The sequence below is a fragment of the Knoellia sinensis KCTC 19936 genome, from assembly GCF_000768705.1.
Lineage (GTDB): Bacteria > Actinomycetota > Actinomycetes > Actinomycetales > Dermatophilaceae > Knoellia > Knoellia sinensis.
Genome location: NZ_AVPJ01000001.1, coordinates 564106 through 587793 on the forward strand (window position 1 = coordinate 564106; position 23688 = coordinate 587793).

Below are 23688 nucleotides of genomic sequence, written 5' to 3' on the forward strand. Positions count from 1 at the left end.
CACGGAATCACCATGACACCCCGCCCGTGTGGCACGCGTGGTTGAGCACGGATCCGTGCTCAACCGGTCTAGGGTGAAAGTGTCCTCGCCGCTCACACAGCGGCACCACGACCAAGGAGTTGCAATGGCTGACGAGACCTACAAGGGCGAGTTCTACTGCGTGAAGTGCAAGGAGAAGCGCGAAGCCGAGGGCAACGTCGTCGTCTCCGACAACGGACGTCGCATGGCCAAGGGCAAGTGCCCGGTGTGCGGCACCAACCTCAACCGCATCCTCGGCAAGGCCTGAGCGCCCCGCCCTCTCGTTTTCCCGCGGCCCCCGGTTCCCACCGGGGGCCGCCGCATGTGCCGGGCCTGTGGATGACGGACCCGCCGGTGAGGCCGCGTGTGCCAGATTGACGGCACCACACGCTCTCGGGAGGTTCCCATGGTCCAGCCGGCAATCGTCGTGGACGGCCGAGGTGGCCTTCCTGACGAGATCTGCCGCCAGCTCCGGCGTGCCGGTGCGCCGAGGGTGCATGGCGGACCGTTCGCAGCCGACGCCGCCGAGGCACTGTTCGGCCTCTCACCGACGGAGCGGCCAGCAGCGGTGATCCTGGTTGCGCACCGCACCGTTGCCGTCGAGGCGACGGCTCCGTGGCAGCGCGCCGGCGTGATGCACCTGCCCGTGACGTGTGACGGAGAGGCTGCCACCGTGGGACCGCTCATCGTGCCGGGCTCAGGGGCGTGCTGGCGATGCCACGCTTTGACGGCTCACGACCTGGACGCCGTGGGCGCCATCGGCGCTGACCACTTCACGCTCGACCCCGTCGCCTTGCCACCCGGCGGGTTGGGCGTGCTCACCGCTGCCGTCTCCGCAACGGTGATCCTCGCGGCACTCAGCGGCGCAACCCGCTTGGCGGGCGTGTCGACCGAGCTCGAGGTGGACGGACCTTCGGTGACTCACCGCCATTGGTCCCAGCACCCGCTCTGCGGGGACTGCTCGCCTTCGGGAGCGGTCGCGTGGCCGCCGCACGGGCAGGACACAATGGCCGGGTGAGCGATATCCCGAGGCGGTCCCTGGCCCGCACGGCCAAACTCGTCGGCTTGCCGTTGGGTCACGCCGGCCGTGCCGCAGTGGGACTGGGACGTCGGGTTGGTGGCGCACCCGCCGAGGCCATCGCCGCCGAGCTCCAGGCACGCACAGCGGAACAGCTCTTCGCCGTCCTGGGTGAGCTCAAGGGCGGGGCGATGAAATTCGGGCAGGCGCTCTCGGTCATGGAGGCCGCGATGCCCGAGGAACTCGCCGGCCCCTATCGCGCAACCCTGACGAAGTTGCAGGAAGCGGCACCCCCGATGCCCGTGGCGCGCGTCCACGCCATCCTCGCCCAGCAACTCGGCCCCCGCTGGCGGTCGTCGAAGTTCCAGTCCTTCGAGGACCACCCCGTCGCTGCGGCGTCCATCGGGCAGGTTCACCGAGCGGTCTGGCGCGATGGCCGCACGGTCGCCGTCAAGGTGCAGTACCCCGGAGCCGGAGAGGCACTGCTCTCGGATATCGCCCAGCTCTCCCGGGTGGCCCGGCTCGCCGGCGCGTGGATCCCCGGCATCGCCATGGGCCCGATCCTCGACGAGGTCAAGGCGCGCATGAGTGAGGAACTCGACTACGACCTCGAGGCGACGAACCAGAAGGTGTTCGCCAGGGCATTCCGCGGTGACGCCGAGGTGCTCGTGCCCGACGTCCTCGCGCACTCCGATCAGGTCATCGTGTCCGAATGGGTCGACGGTCGGCCACTCGCTCAGGTCATCTCCGACGGCACGCCTGCCGAACGTGACCAAGCGGCCGGCTTGTACCTCGAGTTCCTCCTGCGCGGCCCGAACCGCGCGCGCCTGCTCCATGCCGATCCACATCCGGGCAACTTCCGGATCACCCCGGACGGACGCCTGGGCGTACTCGACTTCGGGGCCGTGAACCGGCTGCCCGCCGGTATGCCGTCAGCCATGGGCGAGATCATCACCCACACGTTGGCCCAGAACGAGGCTGCTCTGGGCGCGGTGCTTCGTCGCGCCGGCTTCATTCGGCCTGGCGTCGAGGTGTCGGACGCCGCCCTGGTCCGCTACCTCAGCTCGTTCGTCGAGCCCTTGCGCCACGAGACCTTCACCTTCAGCCGCAGTTGGCTGCGCTCCGTGTCAGCCACGATCCAGGACCCACGTCGCGAGGAATTCCTCGTCGGCCTGCGCTTCAACCTTCCCCCCGACTACATGCTCATCCACCGTGTGTGGCTCGGCAGCATCGGAGTGCTCTGTCAGGTCGGCGGGACAGTCCCCATGCGCGACCTGATCTTCGCCCACGTCCCCGGAATCGACGAGAGCGTCATCCCCCCGGCTACGTGAGCCCGGTCAGGGACCGCACAAGATCACCAGCACCCTTGGGGTACAACGGGATTGACATGCCCTTGTCGTCCAGGGGTCGCCACTCGACCAGCATGGGGTCTCCGTTGTCCGCGAAGAGTCCACCCTCGGGTGGAACCGTCCCCGGCGGATCCAGTCGACCCGTGTGCACGAAGACGACCTCATGGCCGGGCTGGCCGTCGTACTCGAACAGGTTCTCGAGCACGCCCAGAAGTTGGACGTCGAGGAGTTCGGCGCCCAGCTCCTCGCGCGTCTCACGGACTGCCGCAGCCTGAGCGGTCTCCCCCACCTCGACACCGCCACCAATGAGGCGGTGAAACCCCAGCGAGTTCTCCCGGTTGGCGTCGAAGTGAGCCACCGCGTGCATCGTGCGATCCGGGCTGAGGAGGACAACCAAGGATGTGACCCGGATGGCTCGTCCGTGGACGCCCGGTTCGCTCACTCCTTCGCGGCCTTGGCCGCAGCCTTGGCTGACTTCTTGAAGTCGCGAACCTTCTGGAGAGACTCGGCGTCGACGACGTCGGCGACGGATCGGAAGCTGCCCGTCTCCGAATAGGCCCCCGCCGCCTTCTCCCAGCCGTCCGGCCGGACGTCGAGCTGTTTGGCGAGCAGCGCGACGAAGATCTTCGCCTTCTGGTCGCCGAAGCCGGGGAGCTTCTTGAGACGCCCCAAGAGGTCGGCGCCCGTCGTCGCGTCCGACCAGATGCGGCTTGCGTCGCCCGCGTAGTCGTCCCGCACGACGGTGGCGAGCGCCTGGATGCGCGCCGCCATCGAGCGTCCGTAGCGATGCACAGCCGGCGGCGTGGCACAGAGGTCTGCGAAGGCCTCGGGGTCGGCCGAGGCGATCTCGGAGGCGTCCAACGTGCCGAATCGCTCGAGCACCTTGGCCGGACCTGCAAAGGCCCGCTCCATGGGGAACTGCTGGTCAAGCAACATTCCGGTCAACAGTGCGAACGGGTCCTCGCTGAGCACCTTGTCGGCGGCGGGGTCCTGGGCGATCGTCAGCGTGACCATGTGCACAGCCTAGAACGACGGGACGGGACCTCGCTGCTCGACGCCGGAGGGCTCGAGGCGCCCAGCCACGAGGTCGAAGTGCGTCATCTGGTCGAGGCGCGGCGAGTAGGCATGGACGCTGAGGGCTGCGACGTCGCCGGTGTTGACGACGTCGTGCACATGGCCCTCGCCGAACACCCTTCCCTCACCCTCGCGCAGTCGCCGCTCGTGGAGCTCGCCACGCACGAGCTGACGTTCGGTCAGGGCCCCGCGCACCACCGTGAACGCCCCACGTGAGCCGCCGTGGTCGTGGAAGTGGGTGCTCGCGCCCGGAGGCCATTCGATGACCCACAGCTGAAGGTGGTGGGTCTCGGCGAGCTGGTGCCAGCGCCGGCCATCGGGGTCGTCGGAGCGAGCCGGCAACAACTCGGGAAGGTCGGGGTCGCCGGCGAAGAGGCGCGCGACGCGCAGCAACTGGATCGGGGTGAAGGTGTTGACGCCGGGAAGGGTCGTGGATCGTGCGAGGGGCATGGAATCTCCGGGATGGGGTCGTCGAGGGGTCGCGGTTGGGGCGACTCGGGGGCTGGTGTGCGGCTGGAGAAGGAGTCAGCGGCAACAGCGACAGCACATGACGGCAGCGGGCATGACCGGGGACATCCGGGCGGCTGCGGTCAACGACATGGGATCAGCCAAACATGGCTCAGCCGACCCGATCCACCCGAAAAGCTGCGCGTCTCATCAGGCGGTCGGCGGACGGCATACGAGTGCCCTTGAGTGGCCGCCGGCAACCGCACCGGACATGAAACGGCGCCGCCCCCAGCGTTCGGGAGCGGCGCCGATTCTGATCGGTCATCGCACGATCATGCGGACCTCGGCGAGCATTCGCTCGCGTTCGAGGTGCAGCTGCGCTTTGCGCTGCGCCTCGTGGACGGCGCGCTCGTGCAGGGTGCGACGAACCTGTTGCAATCGCCTGCGGTACATGGTGGTTCCTCCGGGAATCCGTGTGGATGGTCATCGTGGATCGGTGGTCGAACGTGAGAACGTCATGCGGCGACGGTCACCTTGCGGGGGCGGCCACGGGGCCGCTTGCGCGGGATGACGACTCCCTGATCGAAGAGCTCGCCTCCCCAGACACCCCAGGGCTCCTGGCGGTCCTTGGCGCCGGCGAGGCAGGCGTTCCGGATCGGGCAGGTGCCGCAGAGGGTCTTGGCGAACTCGACACCGTCGGGGGTGTCGGCGAACCAGATCTCCGCGTCGTTCTCGCGACATGGCACGGAGTCGCCGAGATTGGCAGTGCACTCCTGTGCGTCGATGAGGTCGGTCAGCTGCACGGGGTGTCACCTCCTTCTCCGCCCGGTCGGGGCGGGGTTGTTGTTGCGTCGGTTGAGCTGAAGTCGGATGGATCGACGGACAACGAAAAGGCCGCGGATCCCGGGTGGGTTCCGCGGCCTGGAGGCCAATCGCTGCTGCTCTAGAGCGGCGACGCCAAACAGGAGGCGGAAAGATCACCCGTGGTGAGGTCGAAGGCGGCATCTGCGCGGACGCCAGCGCCGATCGGGGCGCCGAAGCCGGCTGCGGACACACTTGTCCCCTGAACCGGAACGCTGATGGGCGCGAGGGTCGGCAGTGCGCCCAGGTGCTCACGCGTGCGGAACGGGACGTCGTAGTCCGTCCAGATGCTCTTCGTGGTCTCCATAGCGGCCAACCCTCCTTCGTGATCTCGGTGCGGCACACGGCGTCGCGCCGTGCGTTGTGCATTCAGAGTAGGACCCCCCGGGAAGGGGGTGCAACGGAATTAATCGGTTGATTTCTCCCTGCGCGAGGTCACGCGCCGAATTCGCTTGTGGCAGAACCGGATTCGTCAGGAAAAAAACTTTCAGAATCTTTGCCGGAGACGCGGTCCGCCCCGCTCAGGAGGGCGAGCACAGCCGTCCCATAACGGTCGAGTTTTGCCTGCCCGACGCCTCGGATCGCCGACAGCCCGGCGAGGTCGGTCGGCGTTCGCTCCGCGATCGCTGTCAGCGTCGCGTCCGTGAACACGACGTATGCCGGCACGCTGGCCTCACGGGCCGTCTCCAGCCGCCATTCGCGCAGGCGCTCGAACACCGCCTCGTCGTAGGTGGCCGGACAGGTCTTGCACCGACCGACCGTCCGCTCGGCCGCCGACTGCAGGTCGGCCCCGCACGTGCGGCACGTGCTGCGGCGTGGCGCCTTGGGGGTGGCGCCGGCGCCACCGCCGACTCGGGTGGAGCGCTTCGGCTGGGAGCGCGCCCCCTCACCAAGGATGCTCGCAGTGCCGTCGAGGAAGCGTGATGGGCGTCGCGTGGCACGCGCGCCGGGCGTGCGCGCGCCCGACCACGAGAGGACGAGGCGGTCACGCGCACGAGTCACCCCGACGTAGAGCAACCGGCGCTCCTCCTCGATCGCCTCGGGAGTGTCGGCCATGGTGATCGGCAGGTAGCCGTCGGAGCAACCGATGAGGAAGACCGTCCCCCACTCGAGCCCCTTGGCAGCGTGCAGCGAGGCCAGAGTGACGCCCTGGACGGACGGCGCGTGCTGGGCAGCCATGCGTTCGTCGAGCTCACGGATGAACGCGGGCATGCGCGCCTCGGCGTCCGCGACGAAGAGATCGTCGGCGAGGGCGGCCAGCGCCGCGAGGGACTCCCAGCGCTCCCGGGCAGCACCCCCGGCGACCGGAACCTGGCGGGACCAACCGGCACCGAGCAGGACGTCGCGCACCAGCTCCGGAAGTTGGACCGATCCGTCATCGGAGCGAGCAGCGCCACGCAGGAGGACGATGGCGTCACGGACCTCCTTGCGCTGGAAGAACCGCTCACCGCCGCGCACGAGATAGGGGATGCTGCGGTCCGCGAGAGCGGACTCGACCACCTCGGACTGGCCGTTGGTGCGGAAGAGCACGGCGATGTCGGCCGGGGAGGCGCCAGAGGCGATGAGGTCGGCGATCTGCGCCGCGACAGCTGCCGCTTCAGCAGGGTCGTCGGGATGGCTGACGAGCGTCGGGGCGGGTCCTGGGTCACGCTGTGCCTCGAGGACCACCGACCCACTGCGACGCCCACCGCTGGGCGTGCGGAGCACGAGGTTGGCAAGGCCGACGATCTCAGGGGTCGACCGGTAGTTGCGCACGAGCTCGACCTGGCGAGCTTTCGGGTGACGCGACCGGAACCCGAGCAGGTGAGCCGGGGACGCGCCGGTGAACGAGTAGATGGTCTGAGCGGGATCTCCCACGACGCAGATGTCCTGGCGATCGGCCAGCCACAGGTCAAGGAGTCGCTGCTGCAGGGCGTTGACGTCCTGGTACTCGTCGACGACGAAGCTGCGGTACTGCTCGCGCACCGCGCGCGCCACCGTGTCGTTCTCCTCGAGGATCCCGACGAGGACCAGCAGCACGTCCTCGAAGTCGATGACCCCGCGCTCGGCCTTGACCTCTTCGTAGGCGGAGAGCACCCGGGCCATCGCCGTGAGATCGAGACCAGGAGCCTCGCGGTCGGCCGCACGCGCTGCCGTGGCGTAGGTCTCTGCCGTCAGCATGCTCACCTTGGCCCACTCGACCTCCGCGGCGAGGTCGCGGATTCCGGTGCGGTCGAAACGCATGCGCAACCGCCCCGCCGCCTCGGCCACCGCACCGGCCTTGTGCGGCATGACCTCGGGGGCAGCGCCGCCGATGGCCTGGGGCCAGAAATAGTGCAACTGACGCAGCGCGGCCGCGTGGAACGTCCTCGCCTGCACTCCCCCGACGCCCAGGTCGCGCAGGCGGGTGCGCATCTCACCGGCAGCCCGTGCAGTGAAGGTGACCGCCAGCGTGCGCTGCGGTTGCTGCGCACCGGAGAGCACGGCATACGCAATCCGGTGGGTGATCGCTCTGGTCTTGCCCGTGCCCGCCCCGGCGAGCACGACCATCGGGCCGGTGGGGTTCGCGGCGACCTCGCGCTGCTCCGGGTCGAGGCCGTCGAGAACCGCGTCGGCGGACGGGTGTGCGGGCAGGAGGGACATCGATGCGATCCTAGGTGTCGGGCCCGACGGCCCACCCCTGCCCGTCCACAGGAGCACCATGAGCACCCAGTCCCCCGCCGCCGGCACCCTCACGATGTACTCGACCGCGTGGTGCGGCTACTGCCGCCGCCTCAAGTCGCAGCTCGATCGCGAGGGCATCGCGGTCGACGTGATCGACATCGAGCACGACGAGGACGCCGCCGTCTATGTCATGCAGGTCAACGGTGGCAACCAGACGGTGCCGACCGTCGTGTTCCCGGACGGAACCGCGGCGACGAACCCCTCCATCGCCGAGGTCAGGCAGCGCCTGAGCGCCTGACGTCAACCCTTCAGGGGACGATCGGGGACATCGATCTCCTCGCCGTACCAGTGCTCGATGAGCCGGCGGGCGATGGAGATCCGCTGGGAGATGCGCAGCGATCCGTCCGCGATGGCGCGGCTGAATTCGTCGCGATCGAACCACTGCGCCGCCTCGATCTCGCTCTCCTGCAGAGTGAGTTCCGTGCTCACCGCCCGAGCGGTGAAGCCGATCATGAGTGAGGACGGGAACGGCCACGGCTGGTCCCCGAGGTAGGTCACGTCCTGGACAGTCACACCGACTTCCTCGACCACCTCGCGGGCGACGGCCCCCGCCAGGCTCTCGCCCGGCTCGACGAAACCCGCGAGCACGGACATGCCCTGTGGAGCAAAACCGACACCTCGCGCGAGTAGCAGACGGTCGCGGTCGTCGACCACCGACATGATGACCGCAGGGTCGGTCCGGGGGTAGTGCTCACTCTGATCCACGGGACACACGCGGATCCACCCGGAGTGCGCCGGTTCGGTTGCGGACCCGCACTGGGAGCAGAAGCCGTGGCGGGCATGCCAGTTCGCCAGGCCGGTGGCCGTGGTCAGGATTCCCGCATCGAGGTCACCGAGACGCGCGCCGACCGCACGCAGGCCGCGACGGGTCGGGTCCTCGGGCGCGGCGTCACCGTCGCTGCCGACGGAAAGCAGGTATGCCGTGCCGCCCGTCGGAGCGTCGTGCCCCAGGTAGGCGACGAATCGGCCGCGATCGCGCTCGTCCGGGGAACGGTAGCGGAGCACGACTCCCCCATCCCCCTCGTCGGCCTCGGCGATCTCGGCGCGACCGTCGACGAGTTCGACGACTCGCGTCGCAGGGTCGTCGAGGAGGACGTCGAGCAGACCCGGCTCAGTGCGGAGTTCGCTGTGACGGTCGAGACCACCACGGGAGAGTGCCAGGGACGGAAGACTCGCTGCACGGGCCACGTTCACCACCCTAGACGGCGGCACGGCATACGGTGAACGGGTGGAACGCACCCCGACCTTCCTCGCCGCGCTGGCGAGTGCCGGCGTCCCGGGCCTGGATCCGGTGAGCGTCGAGGCGTTGCCGAGCAAGCCCGACCAGGACTACGACGTCGCCTTCGTCCAGGACACCGAGCACCGCCGATGGGTCGTCCGCGCCCCGCGCAGTGAGGCCGCCGGCGCCCGGATGGACCTGACGGTCACGCTGTTGCAGTTGTTGGCTCGCCGCCTCCCCTTCAGCATTCCGGCGCCGCGCGGGTTCGTCGAGCTCAAGGGTGGTGGGCGCGCGATGATCTATCCCTACCTGCCCGGCCACAACCTCTCCTTCTCCGAACTTCCCGCAGGGCGCGGTCCGGCCGTCGACCTCGGACGCGCCCTTGCTGCCCTGCACAACACGGACGTCCGGCTCTTCGAGGAGGCCGGGATCCCGACCTACGAGACCGACGACTACCGCACCCGCAGGCTCGCCGAGCTCGACCGGGCCGCCGAGTCCGGCCGGGTTCCGACTGCCCTGCTCGCTCGGTGGGAGCGGGCGCTCGAGGACGTCGCCCTGTGGCGGTTCGCGCCGACACCGGTGCACGGCGACCTCACGGGTGACCAGGTCCTGGCGGTGTTCGAGGACGACTCCGACGCGGCGAGCGGTCGCATCCGTGGGATCACCGGGTGGGAGGACGCCAAGGTGGCCGATCCGGCCGACGACTTCGCGGCGCTGGTCGACGAGGCTGCGCCAGCGACACTCGAGACCGTGGCCGAGGCGTATGCCCATGCCCGCGTCGAACGCCCCGACGCCAACCTCCTCGTCCGTGCCCGCCTCGTGGCAGAACTCAACGTCCTGGCCGACCTGATGCGAGCAGATGCCCGCGACGACACCCCTGCGGTCGATGCGCTCTCGTCGCGCCTGCGCCGGCTCGACGACGAGGTTCACGCTGCGGATCCGTCCGATGACTACCGGCGCTCGTCTCTCACCCCGGTGGCTCTCCGCGAGCGAACCACGCCCCCACCAGCGGTCGTCGACGACGACGAGGACGAGGAATCCGTGGAGTTCGACTCGGCCGCCCACACGCAGGCCATCGACGTGCGCGAACTCCGTGGGCCCGGCGAGCGCGGGGACGTGCCAGACATCGATTCGGCCATCGAGGACCACTCGCACGACGACGAGGTGACGTGGACGCCACGGTCGTTCGCGGGTCGTCCCGGACCGGCCGCTGTGGTGCCGGAGGATGACACCCACCACGCTGACCCGGACCCAGCCGTCGCCCCCGATGACCCCGTGGACACGATCACGGACGAGGAACTGCCGCCAGAACTGCGCTGATCTCGGCTTCGTCGGCGAGTTCGGGCCACACCGTCTCGCCGCTCCCGGCGTAGTAGAACGCGCCGCGCACCCGGGTCGGCTCGATTCCGCGCAGGCGCGCCCACGCAATCCGGTATGCCGCCAGCTGGAGTGCGCGCACGCGTGCGACTTCTCCGGTGGGCCGACTTCCCGTCTTCCAGTCGACGATGACCCATTCGGCACCCTCGACGTCTCGGAACACAGCGTCAATGCGGCCACGGATGGCCACACCGTCGATCACCGTCTCAAGCGCGGTCTCGATCTCAGTGGGCTGTCGGTCCGCCCACGGGCTGGCCAGGAATCGCTCGCGCATCGCAGGTAGGTCGGCATCAGAGGCTGGGTCGTCGTCCGCGCTCCCGGGGAGGTCGAAGAGGTCGACGATCGCGGCTCTGGCGTAGTGCTCCTCGACCCACGCGTGGAAGGCCGTCCCACGCCGGGCCGCCTGGGCCGGTGCGCTGGGCATGGGACGACGCAATTCGGCGGCGAACCGTCCCGGGTCCTGCGCGAAGGCCACCAGCGACGACGTCGACAGGTGTGACGGGAGTTCGACCACCTCGGCGTGCCTCTGCTGGCGGGCCGCCCGCTCGGCCAGGAGAACATTGAGTTCTCGCGCCCAAGGTGCGGCGTGTTCGTGTGAAGCCTCATCGCCAGCGGCTCCGATCGCGAGGGCCGCAGCCTCGGCCCGCACCCGTCGATGCGCCAGATGATCGACCGGCCAGACGAACTCGACACCGCCCTCGGTGCCGGGCTTCACGAGCGGAGTCCCATCCTCAGGTGGCTCCGGAAGAGCCACCCACGGCCCGACGCGGATGCCTCGGGAACGGTCGCTGAGCCCCACGACCTCCTCGAGGAAGCGCGAGGTGACGCGTGGCGTCTTCGGTCGACTCCAGACGCTGGACGTGAGCAGCAGCGCGCGACGCGCACGCGTCGCGGCGACGTAGGCGAGCCGCCGTTCCTCGGCCACCGCGTGCCGCCCTCCCGCCAGGAAATACTCGTCGAGGCGGGTCGCCAAGTCGTCCCACCCAGACGCGCTGAGCCAGCCGAAGTCGGGCAACCCGTCACGGTCCCCTCGCAGTTCGTAGGGCAGGCCGCCGTCCTGCAGGCCCGCGAGCCACCCCTTGTCCTTGGGGGCGGAGATCCGCCACTCACCGTCCTTGAAGGCGGGGGTGTGGAGGTTGTGCGCCGGGAACGTGCTCTCGACCAGTGCAGGGACTGCCACCACATCCCACTCGAGCCCCTTGGCCGCGTGAATCGTCATGACCTGCACGGCATCCGGCGTCGCGTCGGCGTAGCCCCGGTCGAGCCCGCGCTCCTCGTCGATCGCCGCCTTGACCCAGTCGAGGAAGCCGCCGAGCGTGGGACGGTCAGCGGTCTGGGAGAACTGGGCAGCCACGTCTGCGAAGGCGTCGAGGTGGGCACGCGCGGCTGCCGGGGTGTATTCGGGGCGAGCGAGCACCTCGATGTCGAGCCCGAGCGCCTTCTCCGCTTCGAGGACGAGATCTGCGAGAGGCAGGAACGTCAGGCCGCGCAGACGACGGACTGTGGCCGCCAGCCCGGCAAGGCGGTCGCGTGCGACGTCGGAGAGACGCTCACCCTCATCACCGGCCCAATCGGCGTGCGGAAGAGAATCGAGAGCTTCGACGATGCTCGGAGCATCGGCGGCGTCCGGTGCCATGTCCTTCTCGTGCCGGGCCAGCGACCCTCCGCGCAACCTCTGCTGCGCCCGCGACCATGCGGCGAGGGCGTCGAGGTCGGCGACGCCGAGCCGCATCATCGGACCCGAGAGGAGTCGGACCAGGTGGTCACCGCGCGCGGGGTCCTGCACGACATGGAGCAGCGCGACGACGTCCTCGACCTCGGGGGTGAGGAGGAGACCACCCAGACCCACCACCTCGTGAGGAATCCCGTGCTCCTCCAACGCCGCCGTCACGGTGGCGAACTCGGCTCGCTTGCGACACAGGACCGCGGCACTCACCCCGCCACCGGAGCGCTGCACCGCCAGCCACTGAGCCACGTGCGCGGCCTCGTCCGTGGCTGTGAGGAGTCGCGCCACTTCGACACTCCCCTCCCCTGCACCGGGGCGTGCGGTGAGGGGCTCGACCGGGACGCGCGAGGCGGATCGCAGGGGCGCGGCGACGTGGTTGGCCACGTCGAGGATGACCGAGTCATTGCGCCAACTGGTGGAGAGGTCGAGTTTGTCCGCTGGTTCGGGGTCGGCGAACTCCTCGGCAAACCTGGTCAGAGTCGTCGCACTGGCCCCACGCCAGCCATAGATCGACTGGTGGGGGTCCCCGACCGCCGTGACGGCCGAGGTCTCGCCCGGCGCGACGTAGAGCGACTTGAGTAGCGCCAACTGCGCCTCGGAGGTGTCCTGGAACTCGTCGAGGAGGACCACCCGATGTCGTGCCCGTTCGATGGCGCCGATGTCCTCAAAGCCCATTGCGAGGCGGGCGGCGAGCGCCATCTGGTCGGCGAAGTCCATCGCGTCGCGGCTGCGCTTGAGCTGGCCGTAGCGCTCGACGATGGGCAGGACCGCCCTTCGCAGGCGCAGGTTGAGGATCTCGTCGTTGGCCGGGTTGTTCTTCTTCCTCGTCTGCCCTCGCTCGAAGGTCTCGAGGTGCTCGATCACCCGATCGAGGTGCGCCGCAACCTCATCGGGCGTCCGCAGGTGCTCGGCCATCTCGCCGGCGAGGTCGACGACCGCCGCAGTCACGGTGGACTCGGCCTTCTCGACCTCATCCATCGGTCCGTCATAGCGCGCGACTGCCTCGTGCGCTGTCTGCCACGCGGCCGCTTCGGAGAGGAGGCGCGTGTCGGCCTCGTAGCCGAGGCGGAGGCCGTGTTCGCGAACCAGTCGACCGGCATACGAATGGTAGGTCGAGACGCTCACGGCGTCGCCGAGCGACGGCGCCCCGTCGACGACCTCGGGTGTCCACAGGCCGACGCGGCGCAACTGCCCCAGGCGACTGCCGATCCGGTCGGCGAGCTCGGTCGCGGCCTTGCGCGTGAACGTCAGGCCCAGCACTTCATCGGGCCGGACGAAGCCGTTGGCCACGAGCCACACGACGCGCGCCGCCATGGTCTCGGTCTTGCCCGAACCGGCGCCCGCGATCACGAGCAGCGGACGTAGCGGCGCCTCGATGACTCTCGTCTGCTCCGGCGTGGGGCGGTGCGGAAGGCCGATCGCCTCGGCGACGGCGGCCGCCGACCAGCGCACATCTGTCACGGCATCGACGCTCACAGCGCCCTCCCCTCGGGCTGGGCGGGGCACGAACTGCGCACGGGACACGTGCGGCACACGTCGTCACTCGGTGATGCGACGAACGTGGCACCGCCCATGAGTGTGCCGGTCTCGACCACCAGGTCTTCAGCCCAGCGGGGGTCGTCGTCCTGGGACAGAGGGGTCTGCTCCTGGAGGGTCGTCTTTTGCAAGGCGGCCTTCCCGAGTTGGAGCAGTGCGGCACCGGCCGACTCCGGCGCCACCCCGAGGTGCCCGAAGGCGCCCTTCTCGACGGCGAGTTGGTAGGCGCCCAGCTGCCCATGCCGCAGGAGATCTGGCCTTGACGGTTTGCTGGAACCGGTCTTGTAGTCGATGACGCGCACGCTGCCGTCACGTCCGACGTCGAGCCGGTCGACGGAGCCGCTCAGGACGACCCGACCGAGCTCGACCCTCATGGACTCCTCCGCCGCCAGGCGACGCCACCCTGCAGCAGTGTTCTCCTCGAAGAACCGCGCCAGCCGATCGATCATGCGCTCGGCCTCGCGGCGCTTGAGCCTGGTCGACCAGCCTGTGGGCAGCCCGAGCCGCGCCCACCTCTCGTCGAGGGTGGCACGCATGGTGGTGGCGTCCGCGTCGCCCTCGGCGGCGATCTCGTGGATGAGCGTGCCGATGTCACGCTGACCGATCATGGGACCGTCGCCACCAGCCTTGGTCAGGGCCCACTTGAGCTGGCAGGACGAGAACCCGTCGATGGCCGACGGACCCACCCTGACGAGGTCGTCGGGACCACGCCTCGGCCGCTCGTCCGTCAGCGCATGGAGCACCCACCACGACCCCGGGTCGGCTCCGGGGACTCCCTCGCGCGCCAACCTGGCCAGCCCGGTGATGGCCCCTCCGCGGCGTCGGGGGTCCGGCGAGACCACGTCGCGCCGCAGAGCCCCGACGAGGGCGGGCAGGGTCACCGGCCTCGCCCAGTCGCTCGGCTCACGATGGTCGGTCCCATCGGGCAGTGGGTCGACCACGTCGAGGTAGGGGGAAGGCTGCTCGTCCTCGCTGCGCACGGCTGTGACGAGGAGCGTCCGGGTGGCCCGCGACACCGCCACGTGGAAGAGACGGGTCTCGTCGTGGCGCACCGCGGCCAAGGCCGCCCGGTGTCCGCCCTCACGCCCGCGCACGACGTCGACGAGGTCCTGCGACCCGAGGAGGGACCCCCGCAGCCGCAGATCCGGCCAGCTGCCGTCCTGCACCCCGGCGACGACGACCAGGGGCCACTCGCGCCCGGCCGCAGCCTGAGGAGTGAGGAGGGAGACCGCCGCCCCGGAAGGAGCCCGGGCTGCGAGGGTGTCGCCCGGGACGTCCTGGCCGAGGACGTGCTGGAGGAACGCCTCGGGTGAGGATCCCGGCAGTCGCTCGCCGTAGGTCGAGGCGGCACGCAGGACGGCGAGGACCGCGTCGAGATCGCGGTCTGCGCGCGCGCCGGCCGCGCCACCGGCGAGTGCCGTGTCGCGCCACGCACCGGCGAGACGGGAGGCGTCCCACATGGCCCAGAGGATGGCCTCGGCAGTGACGCCTGCAGCCCATCCCCCGTCGGCGCCGGCCGCTGCCTCGACGCCTGCGCGGAGCATCCGGCCCACCCGCTGCACGGATCGCCCTTCGGGGCCGAGTCGATCGTGAATCGCCGGTCGCAGAAGGACTTCGGCCAGAAGTTCGTCACTCGTGCGCGACCCGCCGGCGTCGAGCTCGTCACGCCGAAGCGCCCGGCGCAGGCGACGCAACTCGACGGGGTCCGCGGCCCCCACGGGCGAGACGAGCAGGTCCAGGGCGGCCTCGACGGGGACGTCTTCGGTCCGCCCCAGCGCGAGGTCCGTGACAACCTGCAACAACGCCAGCAGTGGGCGCACGGCCGGCTCGTCACGCACCGGCAGCTCGGCCTCGGCAGCGGCCACCGGCACACCGGACGATTGGAGGGCGCGGCGCAGGGCGGCACTGCGCGCCTGGCCTCGGACGATGACCGCCATGTCGGACCACGGGACGTCGTCGAGGAGATGTGCGGCACGCAGGCGTGAGGCGATGAAACCTGCCTCCTGACTCGCCGAACGCAGGAGATGCACCTCGGCAGCGCCTCCCTCACCGCACGGCTCGGCCCGCCGGTGTGCGGCGTCGCCGAGCACCCCGATGTGGCCGGCGACCGCCCGTGACACGACCTGCAGGCGGTCGGGCAACCGGTGACTGCGCGGCAGGACGATCGTCGGTCCGTCCCCGAGCACCGCCCACTCCCGCGCCAAGAGGGTGGGGTCGCCGCCGCGGAACGTCTGCGTGGCACTGTCCGGGTCGCCGATCAGAACGATGCCGGCCGTGGGAGCCACGCGGCGCACCACCTCGAGCAGGCGCAGGGCGGCGGGGGTCATCTCCTGGGCATCGTCGACGACCACGAGGCGCAGCGAGGAGGTCACCGCTGCGGCAAGGTCCACGTCACCATCGAGAGCGCTCGCCGCAGCACCGAGGATCCAGGCGGGATCGAAGGCGCCGGGCGTGAGCAGTGCCGTCACCTCGTCGTATTCACGAAGTAGTTCAGCCCCTGCCACCCACTCCTCGTGCCCGTGCAGAACGCCCAACTGCTCCAGCTCGTCGGGAACCAGACCAAGCTCGACGGCCCGCATGAGCAGGTCTCGCAGCTCGGCGCGGAACGCGCGTGTCGGCAGGGCCAGCTGGACGCGGGCGGGCCAGCGCGGCCCCATGGTCTCGCCGGAAGCGTGCCCGGCCAGGAGTTCGCGCAGCACGACGTCCTGCTCGGGCCCGCTCAGCAGGCGTGGCGCAGGGTCCCCCGCGAGAGCCGCGGCCGCCCGCAGGACGCCAAAGCCGAACGAAGGAAAGGTCCGCGCGAGAGGCTCGGTCGACGTCCCGCCCACGCGCGAGGTCACCTGGCTGCGGAGGCGGGAGGCACCGCGCCTGGACGCCGCGAGCAGGAGGCACTGATCTGGCTGCACGCCGTTCGCGACATGGCCGGCGACCAGCTCGACGCCAACGGTCGTCTTCCCGGTGCCGGGCGCGCCGAGGACGCGCAGCACACCACTCCCGCGCCAGTCGGCCACCGTCTGCTGCACGGCGTCGAGGGCGGGCACCGTGAGTTCGGGCGTCGCGGCACGTCGAAGGGTGAGCACCACGTGATCCCATCACGGCCGACCGACAGCGACCAGCACGCGGTTGCTCAGTAGGCAGGGAGGCTCGGGTCGACCTCGTCGATCCACGCGAGAACGCCGCCGGTCACGTCGACGGCATCCACACCCCGAGACCGAAGGAGGCGAACGGCCTCGACGGATCGCGCACCCGACTTGCAATACACCAAAGCCGGTATGCCGTCCGCGGCCTTCGCGACCGACGCACCTTCGTCCTGGCGCACCTGTCCGAGCGGGACCGCGAACGAACCCGGAATGGTGACGACCTCGCGCTCCCCGGGTTCTCGCACGTCGACCAGGACGAAGTCATCGCCGCCCTCGGCCCGATCGGCCAGACGTCGTGCGAGGCCACTCACCGAGATGGACGGAAGCGTGGATTCGGCTGCGGCAGAACCATTCTCGTCCATGCCGTGCCCCTCCCCCTCCAGCCCCAGCGGACGACGCGGATCGGCGCCGGCACCACACACGACACACCCGGGGTCTGCTGCGACGGGAAGGGTGCTCCACTCCTGCCGCCACGCGTCGTGCAACAGCAGACGCCCGACAAGAGGCTCGCCCACGCCGACCAGGAGCTTGACGACTTCCTCGGCCATCACCGACCCCACAGCCCCACAGCTGGCCCCGAGTACTCCTCCTGTCGAGCAGGAGGGCACCGAACCGGGCGGCGGGGGGTTCGGGAACACGCAGCGGTAGCACGGCCCCTCCCCTGCCCACCAGACGCTGACCTGAGCGTCGTGTTGGTAGACCGAGCCCCACACGTGCGGGACCCCGAGACGCGCGCAGGCGTCACCCACGAGGTAGCGGGTCGGGAAGTTGTCGGCGCCGTCGACGACGACGTCGTGGTCGGCGACGAGGTCGAGGACCGTGGCGCCGGTGAGGCGCTCGGAGACCGGCACGACCGTCACCCCGGGGGCGAGTGCCGCGAGCGCGTCGACGGCCGAGTCGACCTTTGGCCGTCCGACGTCGGCCGTGCCGTGGACCACCTGCCGCTGGAGATTCGTGGCGTCCACCGAATCGTCGTCGACGACGGTGATGCGACCCACTCCGGCCGCGGCGAGATAGAGCAGGATCGGCGACCCCAGGCCGCCCGCCCCCACGACGAGGACCCGCGCCGCGCGCAGGCGACGCTGTCCGGCATCACCCACCCCCGGGAGGAGGAGGTGGCGTGCGAACCTGGTCCGGTCGGTCGGTGAGAGCTCCTCGCCGACCGGAGCGAGCGGCATACGCGCGCGTGTCCTGTCGACGGCGTCCACTCGACCACGATACGTCGATGACCGCGCGGACCGACGGGTCGTTCCGTACTATGACGCGGACCACACGGAACGCACGCCCCCAGACAGGACGGCCATGGAGACCAGCACTCACCGCGGACACCGGATGCCCCGATCCGAGCGCAGGGCCCAGCTCCTCGAAGCAGCGCAGGCCGTGTTCGTCCAGCGGGGCTACCACGCGGCGGCCATGGATGACATTGCCGAGCACGCCGGCGTCTCCAAGCCGGTGCTCTATCAGCACTTCCCCGGCAAGCTCGAGCTCTACCTCGCACTCCTCGACTCGCACTGCGAGACCCTCGAGCGGCTCGTCCGAGAGGCCCTCGCCGTGCCGACGGAGGACAACGAGGAGCGGGTCGCAGCGACGTTCCGCGCCTACTTCGACTTCGTCGCCCAGGACGGAGCGGCCTTCCGGATGGTCTTCGAGTCCGACCTCACGAGCGAGCCCCAGGTGCGCAGCCGCCTCGACAGCGTCGAGCTCGCATGCGCCGAGGCCATCGCCGATGTCATCCGGGCTGACTCCGGCATCCCTGATGAGCAGGCGCTGATCCTTGGAGCCGGACTGGCCGGCCTCGCCCAGATCACGGCTCGTCACTGGCTCGCTGCTGAGACCGGCATCAGCCGGGAGGACGCCAGCGGCCTCGCCACCGCACTCGCGTGGCGTGGCCTGGGCTCCCTCCCTCTGGTGGGTGGGGAACGATCCGAGGCTGCCCGCGGTTAGCCTCTCGTGAACAGGTCCGCGGCGGCTGCCGTGGCACCACCACGAACGAAAGGTGACTGACCGTGGAGGTCAACATCGGCGTGCAGAACGTCGCACGCGAGATCGCACTCGAGACCGACGCCTCGGCCGACGAGGTGTCCGCCGCCATCGACGCCGCTCTCACCGACGGCGGCGTCCTGCGCCTGACCGACACCAAGGGCCGGCAGATCCTCATCCCCGGACGGGCCCTCGGCTGGGTTCAGGTGGGCGAGTCCGAGAAGAGCAAGGTCGGCTTCGGCCAACTCTGACACCGTCGGGCATCGTCCGAGGAGCCACCGGACAGGCCCCTGACCAGTGCCAATGTCACGTGCCACGATCGAAAATTTGCCACAGCGTGCCGCCGCAATCTGGCCCCTCTTGTGGCATAGGGTCGACGTGTCAAAGGTCACCAGCCTGGTGACCACCCTCTTGCCCGACAGGGCCAGAAAGGAGCGGTTCCCGTGATCGGAACCATCATCGGCGCCATTATCGTCGGTGCCATCATCGGAGCACTGGCTCGCCTCATCCTGCCGGGCCGCCAGAGCGTCTCGACGCTGGTGACAGTGATTCTCGGCATCCTTGGCTCGTTGATCGCGTCCTGGCTCGTCTACCAGCTCGGCTACAGCAACGAGGGCGGCGGCTTCCAGTGGATCCCGTTCCTCGCGGGCATCGTCGTGGCCGCTCTGCTCATCGTGGGCTACGGCATGGCCACCGGCAAGAAGCAGGTCTGACGCTTCCGAGCGTCCACCACAGCATCACGGCGAAGGCCCCGCTCCTCATCGAGGACCGGGGCCTTCGCTGTACGCGCGGTCAGCTGCTGCTGCCCGCGGTCAGCTGCTCAGGCCGACAGGCCGAGGCGCGCCATGCGCTGGCTGTGCCGTTCCTGGATCCTGCCGAACATGTTCCCGATCTCGCTGAGGTCGGCTTCGCCACCCACGAGGAGGCCCGCCAGTGCATCGCGCTCGACCGCGACGGACTGGCCCTGGCTCAGCGCCTCGCCCAGAAGCCGGCGCCCCCACAGGCTCAGGCGCCCCTGCGCCGTCCGATCGGTCTTCATGGTGTCGCGAACGACGCCGACGATGAAGTCACCGGCCCCCTCGTCGTCGAGCGCCAGATCCATCACAGCCTTGGTCTCGTCGTCCACGAAGGACGCCATCTCGCGGTAGAAGTCCTTGGCGATCCCGTCCCCGACGTAGGCCTTCACGAGCCCCTCGATCCAACTCTTGGGCCTGGTCCGGTCATGGAAGGCGGAGAAGGGCGAGACGAACGGTTGCATGGCCGCCTCCGCGTCCGCGCCGATCGCCTCGAGTCGGGCCACAAGCATCTCGTAGTGGCGGTACTCGGTCGTGGCGAACCCCGCCATCTGGGCCTTGATCCTCACTGACGGGGCGAGATCGGAGTCGGTGGCCATCCGAATGCACGCCGTCAGTTCGCCGTAGGCGAGCACCCCGAGGAGGTCGACGACAGCCGCCTTGTATGCCGGATCGTCCAGTCGCGTCGCGCCGCTCGTCTCCATGCCGGAAAGAGTAGCGATCCGGCGGTTTCGGGGCGGACGGCATACGGAATGTAGTCTGGCCCTGTCCACGGTGCCCGGTCGGCACGACGAACATCATGTTTGGGCCCCACGCGGGAGCCCACCGAAGACCTCCGATCGGCCCGCCACAGCGGCGACGAGCCTCACGTGCGTGACGCCGCCGATCAGAGAGTTTCCATGACTGACGCATCAACGATCCCTGCCGACCCGACCGCCGAGGCGATCGCCGACGACGACGCCATCGAGGCGACGAAGCAGGCCACCGCCGTCGAGCAGACCTTCGGCGACTTCCCCATCCACTCCGACATCGTGTTGGCGCTGGCTGAGCACGGCATCACCACGCCGTTCCCGATCCAGGCGATGACCCTGCCTGTCGCGCTCTCGGGCCACGACATCATCGGCCAGGCCAAGACGGGCACCGGCAAGACGCTCGGTTTCGGCATCCCCCTCCTCAACAAGGTCATCGCCCGCGGCGACGACGACTGGGACGGCTTCCCCCACCAGGGCAAGCCGCAGGCCCTGGCGGTCGCCCCGACCCGTGAGCTCGCCGTCCAGGTGGCAGCCGACCTCGAGCGCGCCGGAAAGAAGCGCGGCATCCGCGTCCTGACCGTCTATGGCGGCCGTGCCTACGAGCCGCAGATCGAGACGCTCCAGAAGGGCGTCGAGGTCGTCGTCGGTACCCCGGGTCGACTCATCGACCTCGCCAAGCAGGGCCACCTCGACCTGTCGCGCACCAAGACTGTCGTCCTCGACGAGGCCGACGAGATGCTCGACCTCGGCTTCCTCCCCGACGTCGAGAAGTTGCTCGCGATGACGTCGCCGGCGCGCCAGACGATGCTCTTCTCGGCGACCATGCCCGGTGCCGTGGTCGCGCTGGCCCGTCGCTACATGACCCAGCCCACCCACATCCGCGCCATGCAGGAGGGTGAGGGCGACACCTCACAGACCGTCAAGGCGATCACGCAGCACGTCTACCGCGCACATGCCATGGACAAGGTCGAGATGCTCGCTCGCATGCTCCAGGCCAACGGCCGCGGCCTGACGATCGTCTTCAGCCGCACGAAGCGGACCGCCGCAAAGGTGGCCGACGAGCTCGTCGAGCGCGGCTTCGCGGCTGCCTCGATCCATGGCGACCTCGGTCAGGGTGCCCGCGAGCAGGCGCTGCGTGCGTTCCGCTCCGGCAAGGTCGACGTCCTCGTCGCGACCGACGTCGCGGCGCGAGGCATCGACGTCGAGAACGTCACGCACGTCATCAACTACCAGTGCCCCGAGGACGAGAAGACCTACGTCCACCGCATCGGCCGCACCGGTCGCGCCGGGCAGACCGGTATCGCCGTGACGTTCGTCGACTGGGACGACCTGCACCGTTGGACGCTCATCAACAAGGCCCTCGACCTCGGCATCCCCGAGCCCGAGGAGACCTACTCGTCCTCGGACCACCTCTACTCCGATCTCGACATCCCGCGCGAGGCCAAGGGACGACTGCCCAAGTCGGCGCAGACCCGCGCTGGCCTGGACGCCGAGGAGATCGAGGACCTCGGCGAGACCGGCAAGTCCAGCGGTCGTCGCCCGGCCGGTGGTCGCGGCGGCTCGCGGGACGGCGGTCGTGGGCGTGGTGACCGCGACGGTGGTCGTGGCCGGGGTGAGCGTGACGGCGCTCCGCGTGAGGCCAGGGCCGAGGGCTCCGACGCCCCTCGTCGCAACCGCAACCGACGTCGCACGCGCGGTGGCAAGCCGGCCGCAGCGACCGACTGAGGTTCGCACACGGCATACGAGGAAGGCCCGTCCCGCACGATGCGGAGCGGGCCTTCGTCGTGTCGTCAGGCGGAGGGGATCGTCGCGGTGTCGATGACGTAGCGGTAGCGCACGTCCCCGGCGACAACCTTGTCGTATGCCGTGTCGACCGTTGTCGTGTCACTCGCGTCGAGCGTCTCGATCGTCGCGCCAATGCCGTGCTCGGCACAGAAGTCGAGCATCTCCTGAGTCTCGGGGATGCCGCCGATGTTGCTGCCCGTGAGGACCTTGTTGCCGCCGATGAGGGCGCCGGGGCGGATGGACAGTTTGCTCGGCGGGAGCCCGACGTTCACGAGCGCGCCGTGGGGCCGCAGAAGCCGGACGTAGGTCTCCATGTCCAGATCAGCGCTCACGGTGTTGATGATGAGGTCGAAGGTGGCTCGTGCCGCCTTCATGGCGTCGGTGTCGCTCGTGGCGATGTGGTTGCTCGAGCCGAGGGCCTTGGCGTCGTCCGCCTTCGCGGACGAGCGCGAGAGGGTGGTGACCTCCGCCCCCATGGCGGCGGCGAGCTTCACGGCCATGTGGCCGAGCCCGCCCACGCCGACGACGGCGACCTTGCGGCCAGGTCCGGCGCCCCAACGCTTGAGCGGTGAATAGGTCGTGATGCCGGCGCAGAGCAGGGGCGCAGCCTCGTCGAGCTCGATGCCCTCGGGGATGCTGAGCACCATGCGTTCGGTGACGACGATCTGCTGGCTGTAGCCGCCGGCGGCCCACTCCCCGTCGTAGTTCTGGGAGTTGTAGGTCCCGACGCTGCCTTGGGTGCAGAACTGCTCATTGCCGTTCTTGCACTGCTCGCACTCGGTGCAGGAGTCCACGAGGCAGCCGACGCCCACGCGATCACCGACCTTGTATCTCGTCACGCCGTCGCCCACCGCGCTCACCGTGCCGGCGATCTCGTGTCCGGTGACGATCGGGTAGTGCGCGGCGCCCCACTCGTCGCGGACCGTGTGGATGTCGCTGTGGCAAATGCCGGCGAAGGCGATGTCGATCCGGACATCGTCGTCGCGGAGATCACGACGCTCGAGATCGATGGCCTCGAAGGGCGCACCGGCGGACGGAACGGAGAGGGCTCGCGTGGTGGTGGGCATGTGAGCCACGTTAGCCCCGCACCCTCAGGCAGCCCACACGTCGTCGCGGATGGCTGCTTCGAAGTCGTCGTAGTCGTCGCAGTCGTGGGACCAGTCGTCGGTCCAGATAAGGGGGTCGTCGGGGACCCAGTCGTCGGGTTCGGGGATGCGTGGGGTCCAGCCTTCGCCGTGGATGGGTGGGGCGGTGGAGTCGTAGGCGTGCCCGGTCGGGGTGGTGATCCGCAGGTTGTGGGGTCCGGCCCCGTCGAGGCCGGTGGATTGGACCTTCACGTGCCAGCCGGGCTCTTCCTTCACGAGATTGTGGCGCTGGCACAGCCCAGCGCCGTTCGCTGCCGTGGTTCCACCACCGGCGTGGATGGGGGTGGTGTGGTCGGCCTGGACCGCGGGGGCGTCGCACCACGGGACCCGGCAGACCGGGTCGCGCAGCTCGAGGAAGTGCCGCAGCCCGCCGTGGAAGCGGCGTCGCGCCGAGTCCAGCGCGACGAGGTCGCGACCGGTGGGGTCGGTGAACAACCGCCGCAACCAGACGAACGCGTCGGACCGGCCAGCGGTGCCCGTCGCAGGTTCGCGATCTGCACCTGTCCGGGCGTCCGTGGCAGCGTCGGCGCCGCGGAAGTTCAGAAGCTCTGCGACCCAGGAGCGGGCCGCGGCGCCGGGGATGACGCCCCAGCCGGGGATCGTGGCGCAGTCATCGACCGGGGCCTGCCCACCGAACGCGGCCGGCAGGAGCGTCGTGTCGGTCATGACGAGGTTCACCGCGACCGGTTGCGGCTGCCCCTGCGCCCGACCACTGAGCAGCTCCAGGGCGCGATCGGTCAGCCAGGCACCCTTCCCGCGGGTGT

At 69.8% G+C, this 23688-nt stretch carries 23 protein-coding genes; 9 read left to right on the top strand and 14 right to left on the bottom strand.

Going from position 1 to position 23688, the window contains the following annotated elements; translation table 11 throughout:
* The first annotated feature begins 124 nt into the window (after positions 1-124).
* The 3 genes from N802_RS20425 to N802_RS02645 all read left to right on the top strand — a co-directional run bounded on the left by N802_RS20425 (position 125) and on the right by N802_RS02645 (position 2367).
* On the top strand, positions 125-286 hold the full coding sequence (locus tag N802_RS20425; RefSeq protein WP_009775774.1) for a DUF5679 domain-containing protein: 162 nt from the start codon (positions 125-127) through the stop codon (positions 284-286).
* Between the two features lie 138 nt (positions 287-424).
* The gene (locus N802_RS02640) at positions 425-1036 is read left to right on the top strand and encodes a hypothetical protein (protein ID WP_035911596.1); all 612 of its coding nucleotides are present in this window, start codon (positions 425-427) and stop codon (positions 1034-1036) included.
* Positions 1033-2367 carry an ABC1 kinase family protein gene (locus tag N802_RS02645; RefSeq protein ID WP_035911599.1) on the top strand — a complete coding sequence of 445 codons (1335 nt, stop codon included), beginning with the start codon at positions 1033-1035 and terminating at the stop codon, positions 2365-2367. Before N802_RS02640 ends, N802_RS02645 begins: the two co-directional genes overlap by 4 nt.
* On the opposite strand, the gene N802_RS02650 is transcribed toward N802_RS02645, so the two are convergent.
* From N802_RS02650 to N802_RS02675, 7 genes are all read right to left on the bottom strand, one after another.
* On the bottom strand, positions 2360-2827 hold the full coding sequence (locus N802_RS02650) for an NUDIX hydrolase (RefSeq protein ID WP_052109325.1): 468 nt from the start codon (positions 2825-2827) through the stop codon (positions 2360-2362). The genes N802_RS02645 and N802_RS02650 overlap by 8 nt on opposite strands.
* The gene (locus N802_RS02655) at positions 2824-3399 is read right to left on the bottom strand and encodes an HhH-GPD-type base excision DNA repair protein (RefSeq protein WP_035911603.1); all 576 of its coding nucleotides are present in this window, start codon (positions 3397-3399) and stop codon (positions 2824-2826) included. The genes N802_RS02650 and N802_RS02655 overlap by 4 nt, the downstream gene beginning before the upstream one ends.
* 9 nt (positions 3400-3408) lie before the next feature.
* Positions 3409-3909, bottom strand: coding sequence for a cysteine dioxygenase (locus N802_RS02660; protein ID WP_052109326.1), 501 nt, complete (start codon positions 3907-3909; stop codon positions 3409-3411).
* Positions 3910-4227: 318 nt separating this feature from the next.
* Positions 4228-4359 carry a hypothetical protein gene (locus tag N802_RS20975; protein ID WP_281175118.1) on the bottom strand — a complete coding sequence of 44 codons (132 nt, stop codon included), beginning with the start codon at positions 4357-4359 and terminating at the stop codon, positions 4228-4230.
* Between the two features lie 62 nt (positions 4360-4421).
* Complete coding sequence (locus N802_RS02665) at positions 4422-4709, bottom strand: WhiB family transcriptional regulator (RefSeq protein ID WP_035911604.1); 288 nt, start codon at positions 4707-4709, stop codon at positions 4422-4424.
* 140 nt (positions 4710-4849) lie between these two features.
* Positions 4850-5074: a hypothetical protein gene (locus N802_RS02670; RefSeq protein ID WP_035911605.1), complete on the bottom strand. Its 225-nt coding sequence runs from the start codon at positions 5072-5074 to the stop codon at positions 4850-4852.
* Positions 5075-5202: 128 nt separating this feature from the next.
* The gene (locus N802_RS02675) at positions 5203-7389 is read right to left on the bottom strand and encodes an ATP-dependent DNA helicase UvrD2 (protein WP_035911607.1); all 2187 of its coding nucleotides are present in this window, start codon (positions 7387-7389) and stop codon (positions 5203-5205) included.
* Positions 7390-7447: 58 nt separating this feature from the next.
* Between N802_RS02675 and N802_RS02680 the strand changes: the two genes are divergently transcribed.
* Entirely contained in the window at positions 7448-7708 is a 261-nt protein-coding gene (locus tag N802_RS02680) for a mycoredoxin (protein WP_035911609.1), read from the top strand.
* A gap of 2 nt (positions 7709-7710) precedes the next feature.
* Here N802_RS02680 and nudC read toward each other — a convergent pair whose 3' ends face one another.
* Complete coding sequence (nudC, locus tag N802_RS02685; protein WP_035911611.1) at positions 7711-8658, bottom strand: NAD(+) diphosphatase; 948 nt, start codon at positions 8656-8658, stop codon at positions 7711-7713.
* Between the two features lie 40 nt (positions 8659-8698).
* On the opposite strand from nudC, the gene N802_RS02690 reads away from it, so the two are divergent.
* Positions 8699-10009 carry a macrolide 2'-phosphotransferase gene (locus N802_RS02690; RefSeq protein ID WP_084071802.1) on the top strand — a complete coding sequence of 437 codons (1311 nt, stop codon included), beginning with the start codon at positions 8699-8701 and terminating at the stop codon, positions 10007-10009.
* Here N802_RS02690 and N802_RS02695 read toward each other — a convergent pair.
* From N802_RS02695 to N802_RS02705, 3 genes are read right to left on the bottom strand one after another with little or no spacing between them, the layout of a single operon-like run.
* Complete coding sequence (locus N802_RS02695) at positions 9975-13268, bottom strand: ATP-dependent helicase (RefSeq protein WP_052109356.1); 3294 nt, start codon at positions 13266-13268, stop codon at positions 9975-9977. The genes N802_RS02690 and N802_RS02695 overlap by 35 nt on opposite strands.
* On the bottom strand, positions 13265-16408 hold the full coding sequence (locus tag N802_RS02700; RefSeq protein WP_035911960.1) for an ATP-dependent helicase: 3144 nt from the start codon (positions 16406-16408) through the stop codon (positions 13265-13267). The genes N802_RS02695 and N802_RS02700 overlap by 4 nt, the downstream gene beginning before the upstream one ends.
* Before the next feature lie 47 nt (positions 16409-16455).
* Positions 16456-17676, bottom strand: a complete 1221-nt coding sequence (locus tag N802_RS02705; protein WP_342666735.1) for a ThiF family adenylyltransferase — start codon at positions 17674-17676, stop codon at positions 16456-16458.
* A gap of 94 nt (positions 17677-17770) precedes the next feature.
* On the opposite strand from N802_RS02705, the gene N802_RS02710 reads away from it, so the two are divergent.
* The 3 genes from N802_RS02710 (at position 17771) to N802_RS02720 (ending at position 19161) form a co-directional block, all read left to right on the top strand.
* Positions 17771-18412, top strand: a complete 642-nt coding sequence (locus N802_RS02710) for a TetR/AcrR family transcriptional regulator (RefSeq protein ID WP_035911614.1) — start codon at positions 17771-17773, stop codon at positions 18410-18412.
* A gap of 62 nt (positions 18413-18474) precedes the next feature.
* A complete protein-coding gene (locus N802_RS02715; protein ID WP_035911616.1) occupies positions 18475-18699 on the top strand; it encodes a DUF3107 domain-containing protein in 225 nt (74 codons plus the stop codon).
* Between the two features lie 192 nt (positions 18700-18891).
* Positions 18892-19161, top strand: coding sequence for a GlsB/YeaQ/YmgE family stress response membrane protein (locus tag N802_RS02720; protein ID WP_035911618.1), 270 nt, complete (start codon positions 18892-18894; stop codon positions 19159-19161).
* A 107-nt stretch (positions 19162-19268) separates the two neighbouring features.
* Here N802_RS02720 and N802_RS02725 read toward each other — a convergent pair whose 3' ends face one another.
* Positions 19269-19946 (bottom strand): ferritin-like fold-containing protein, encoded by a 678-nt coding sequence (locus N802_RS02725; protein WP_035911621.1) that lies wholly within the window; start codon positions 19944-19946, stop codon positions 19269-19271.
* Positions 19947-20141: 195 nt separating this feature from the next.
* On the opposite strand from N802_RS02725, the gene N802_RS02730 reads away from it, so the two are divergent.
* Positions 20142-21719 carry a DEAD/DEAH box helicase gene (locus tag N802_RS02730; RefSeq protein ID WP_035911962.1) on the top strand — a complete coding sequence of 526 codons (1578 nt, stop codon included), beginning with the start codon at positions 20142-20144 and terminating at the stop codon, positions 21717-21719.
* 65 nt (positions 21720-21784) lie between these two features.
* Here N802_RS02730 and N802_RS02735 read toward each other — a convergent pair whose 3' ends face one another.
* Entirely contained in the window at positions 21785-22846 is a 1062-nt protein-coding gene (locus N802_RS02735) for an NAD(P)-dependent alcohol dehydrogenase (RefSeq protein ID WP_035911623.1), read from the bottom strand.
* A 24-nt stretch (positions 22847-22870) separates the two neighbouring features.
* On the bottom strand, positions 22871-23688 hold an 818-nt coding region (locus tag N802_RS20430; protein ID WP_211254325.1), incomplete at its 5' end, for an HNH endonuclease signature motif containing protein.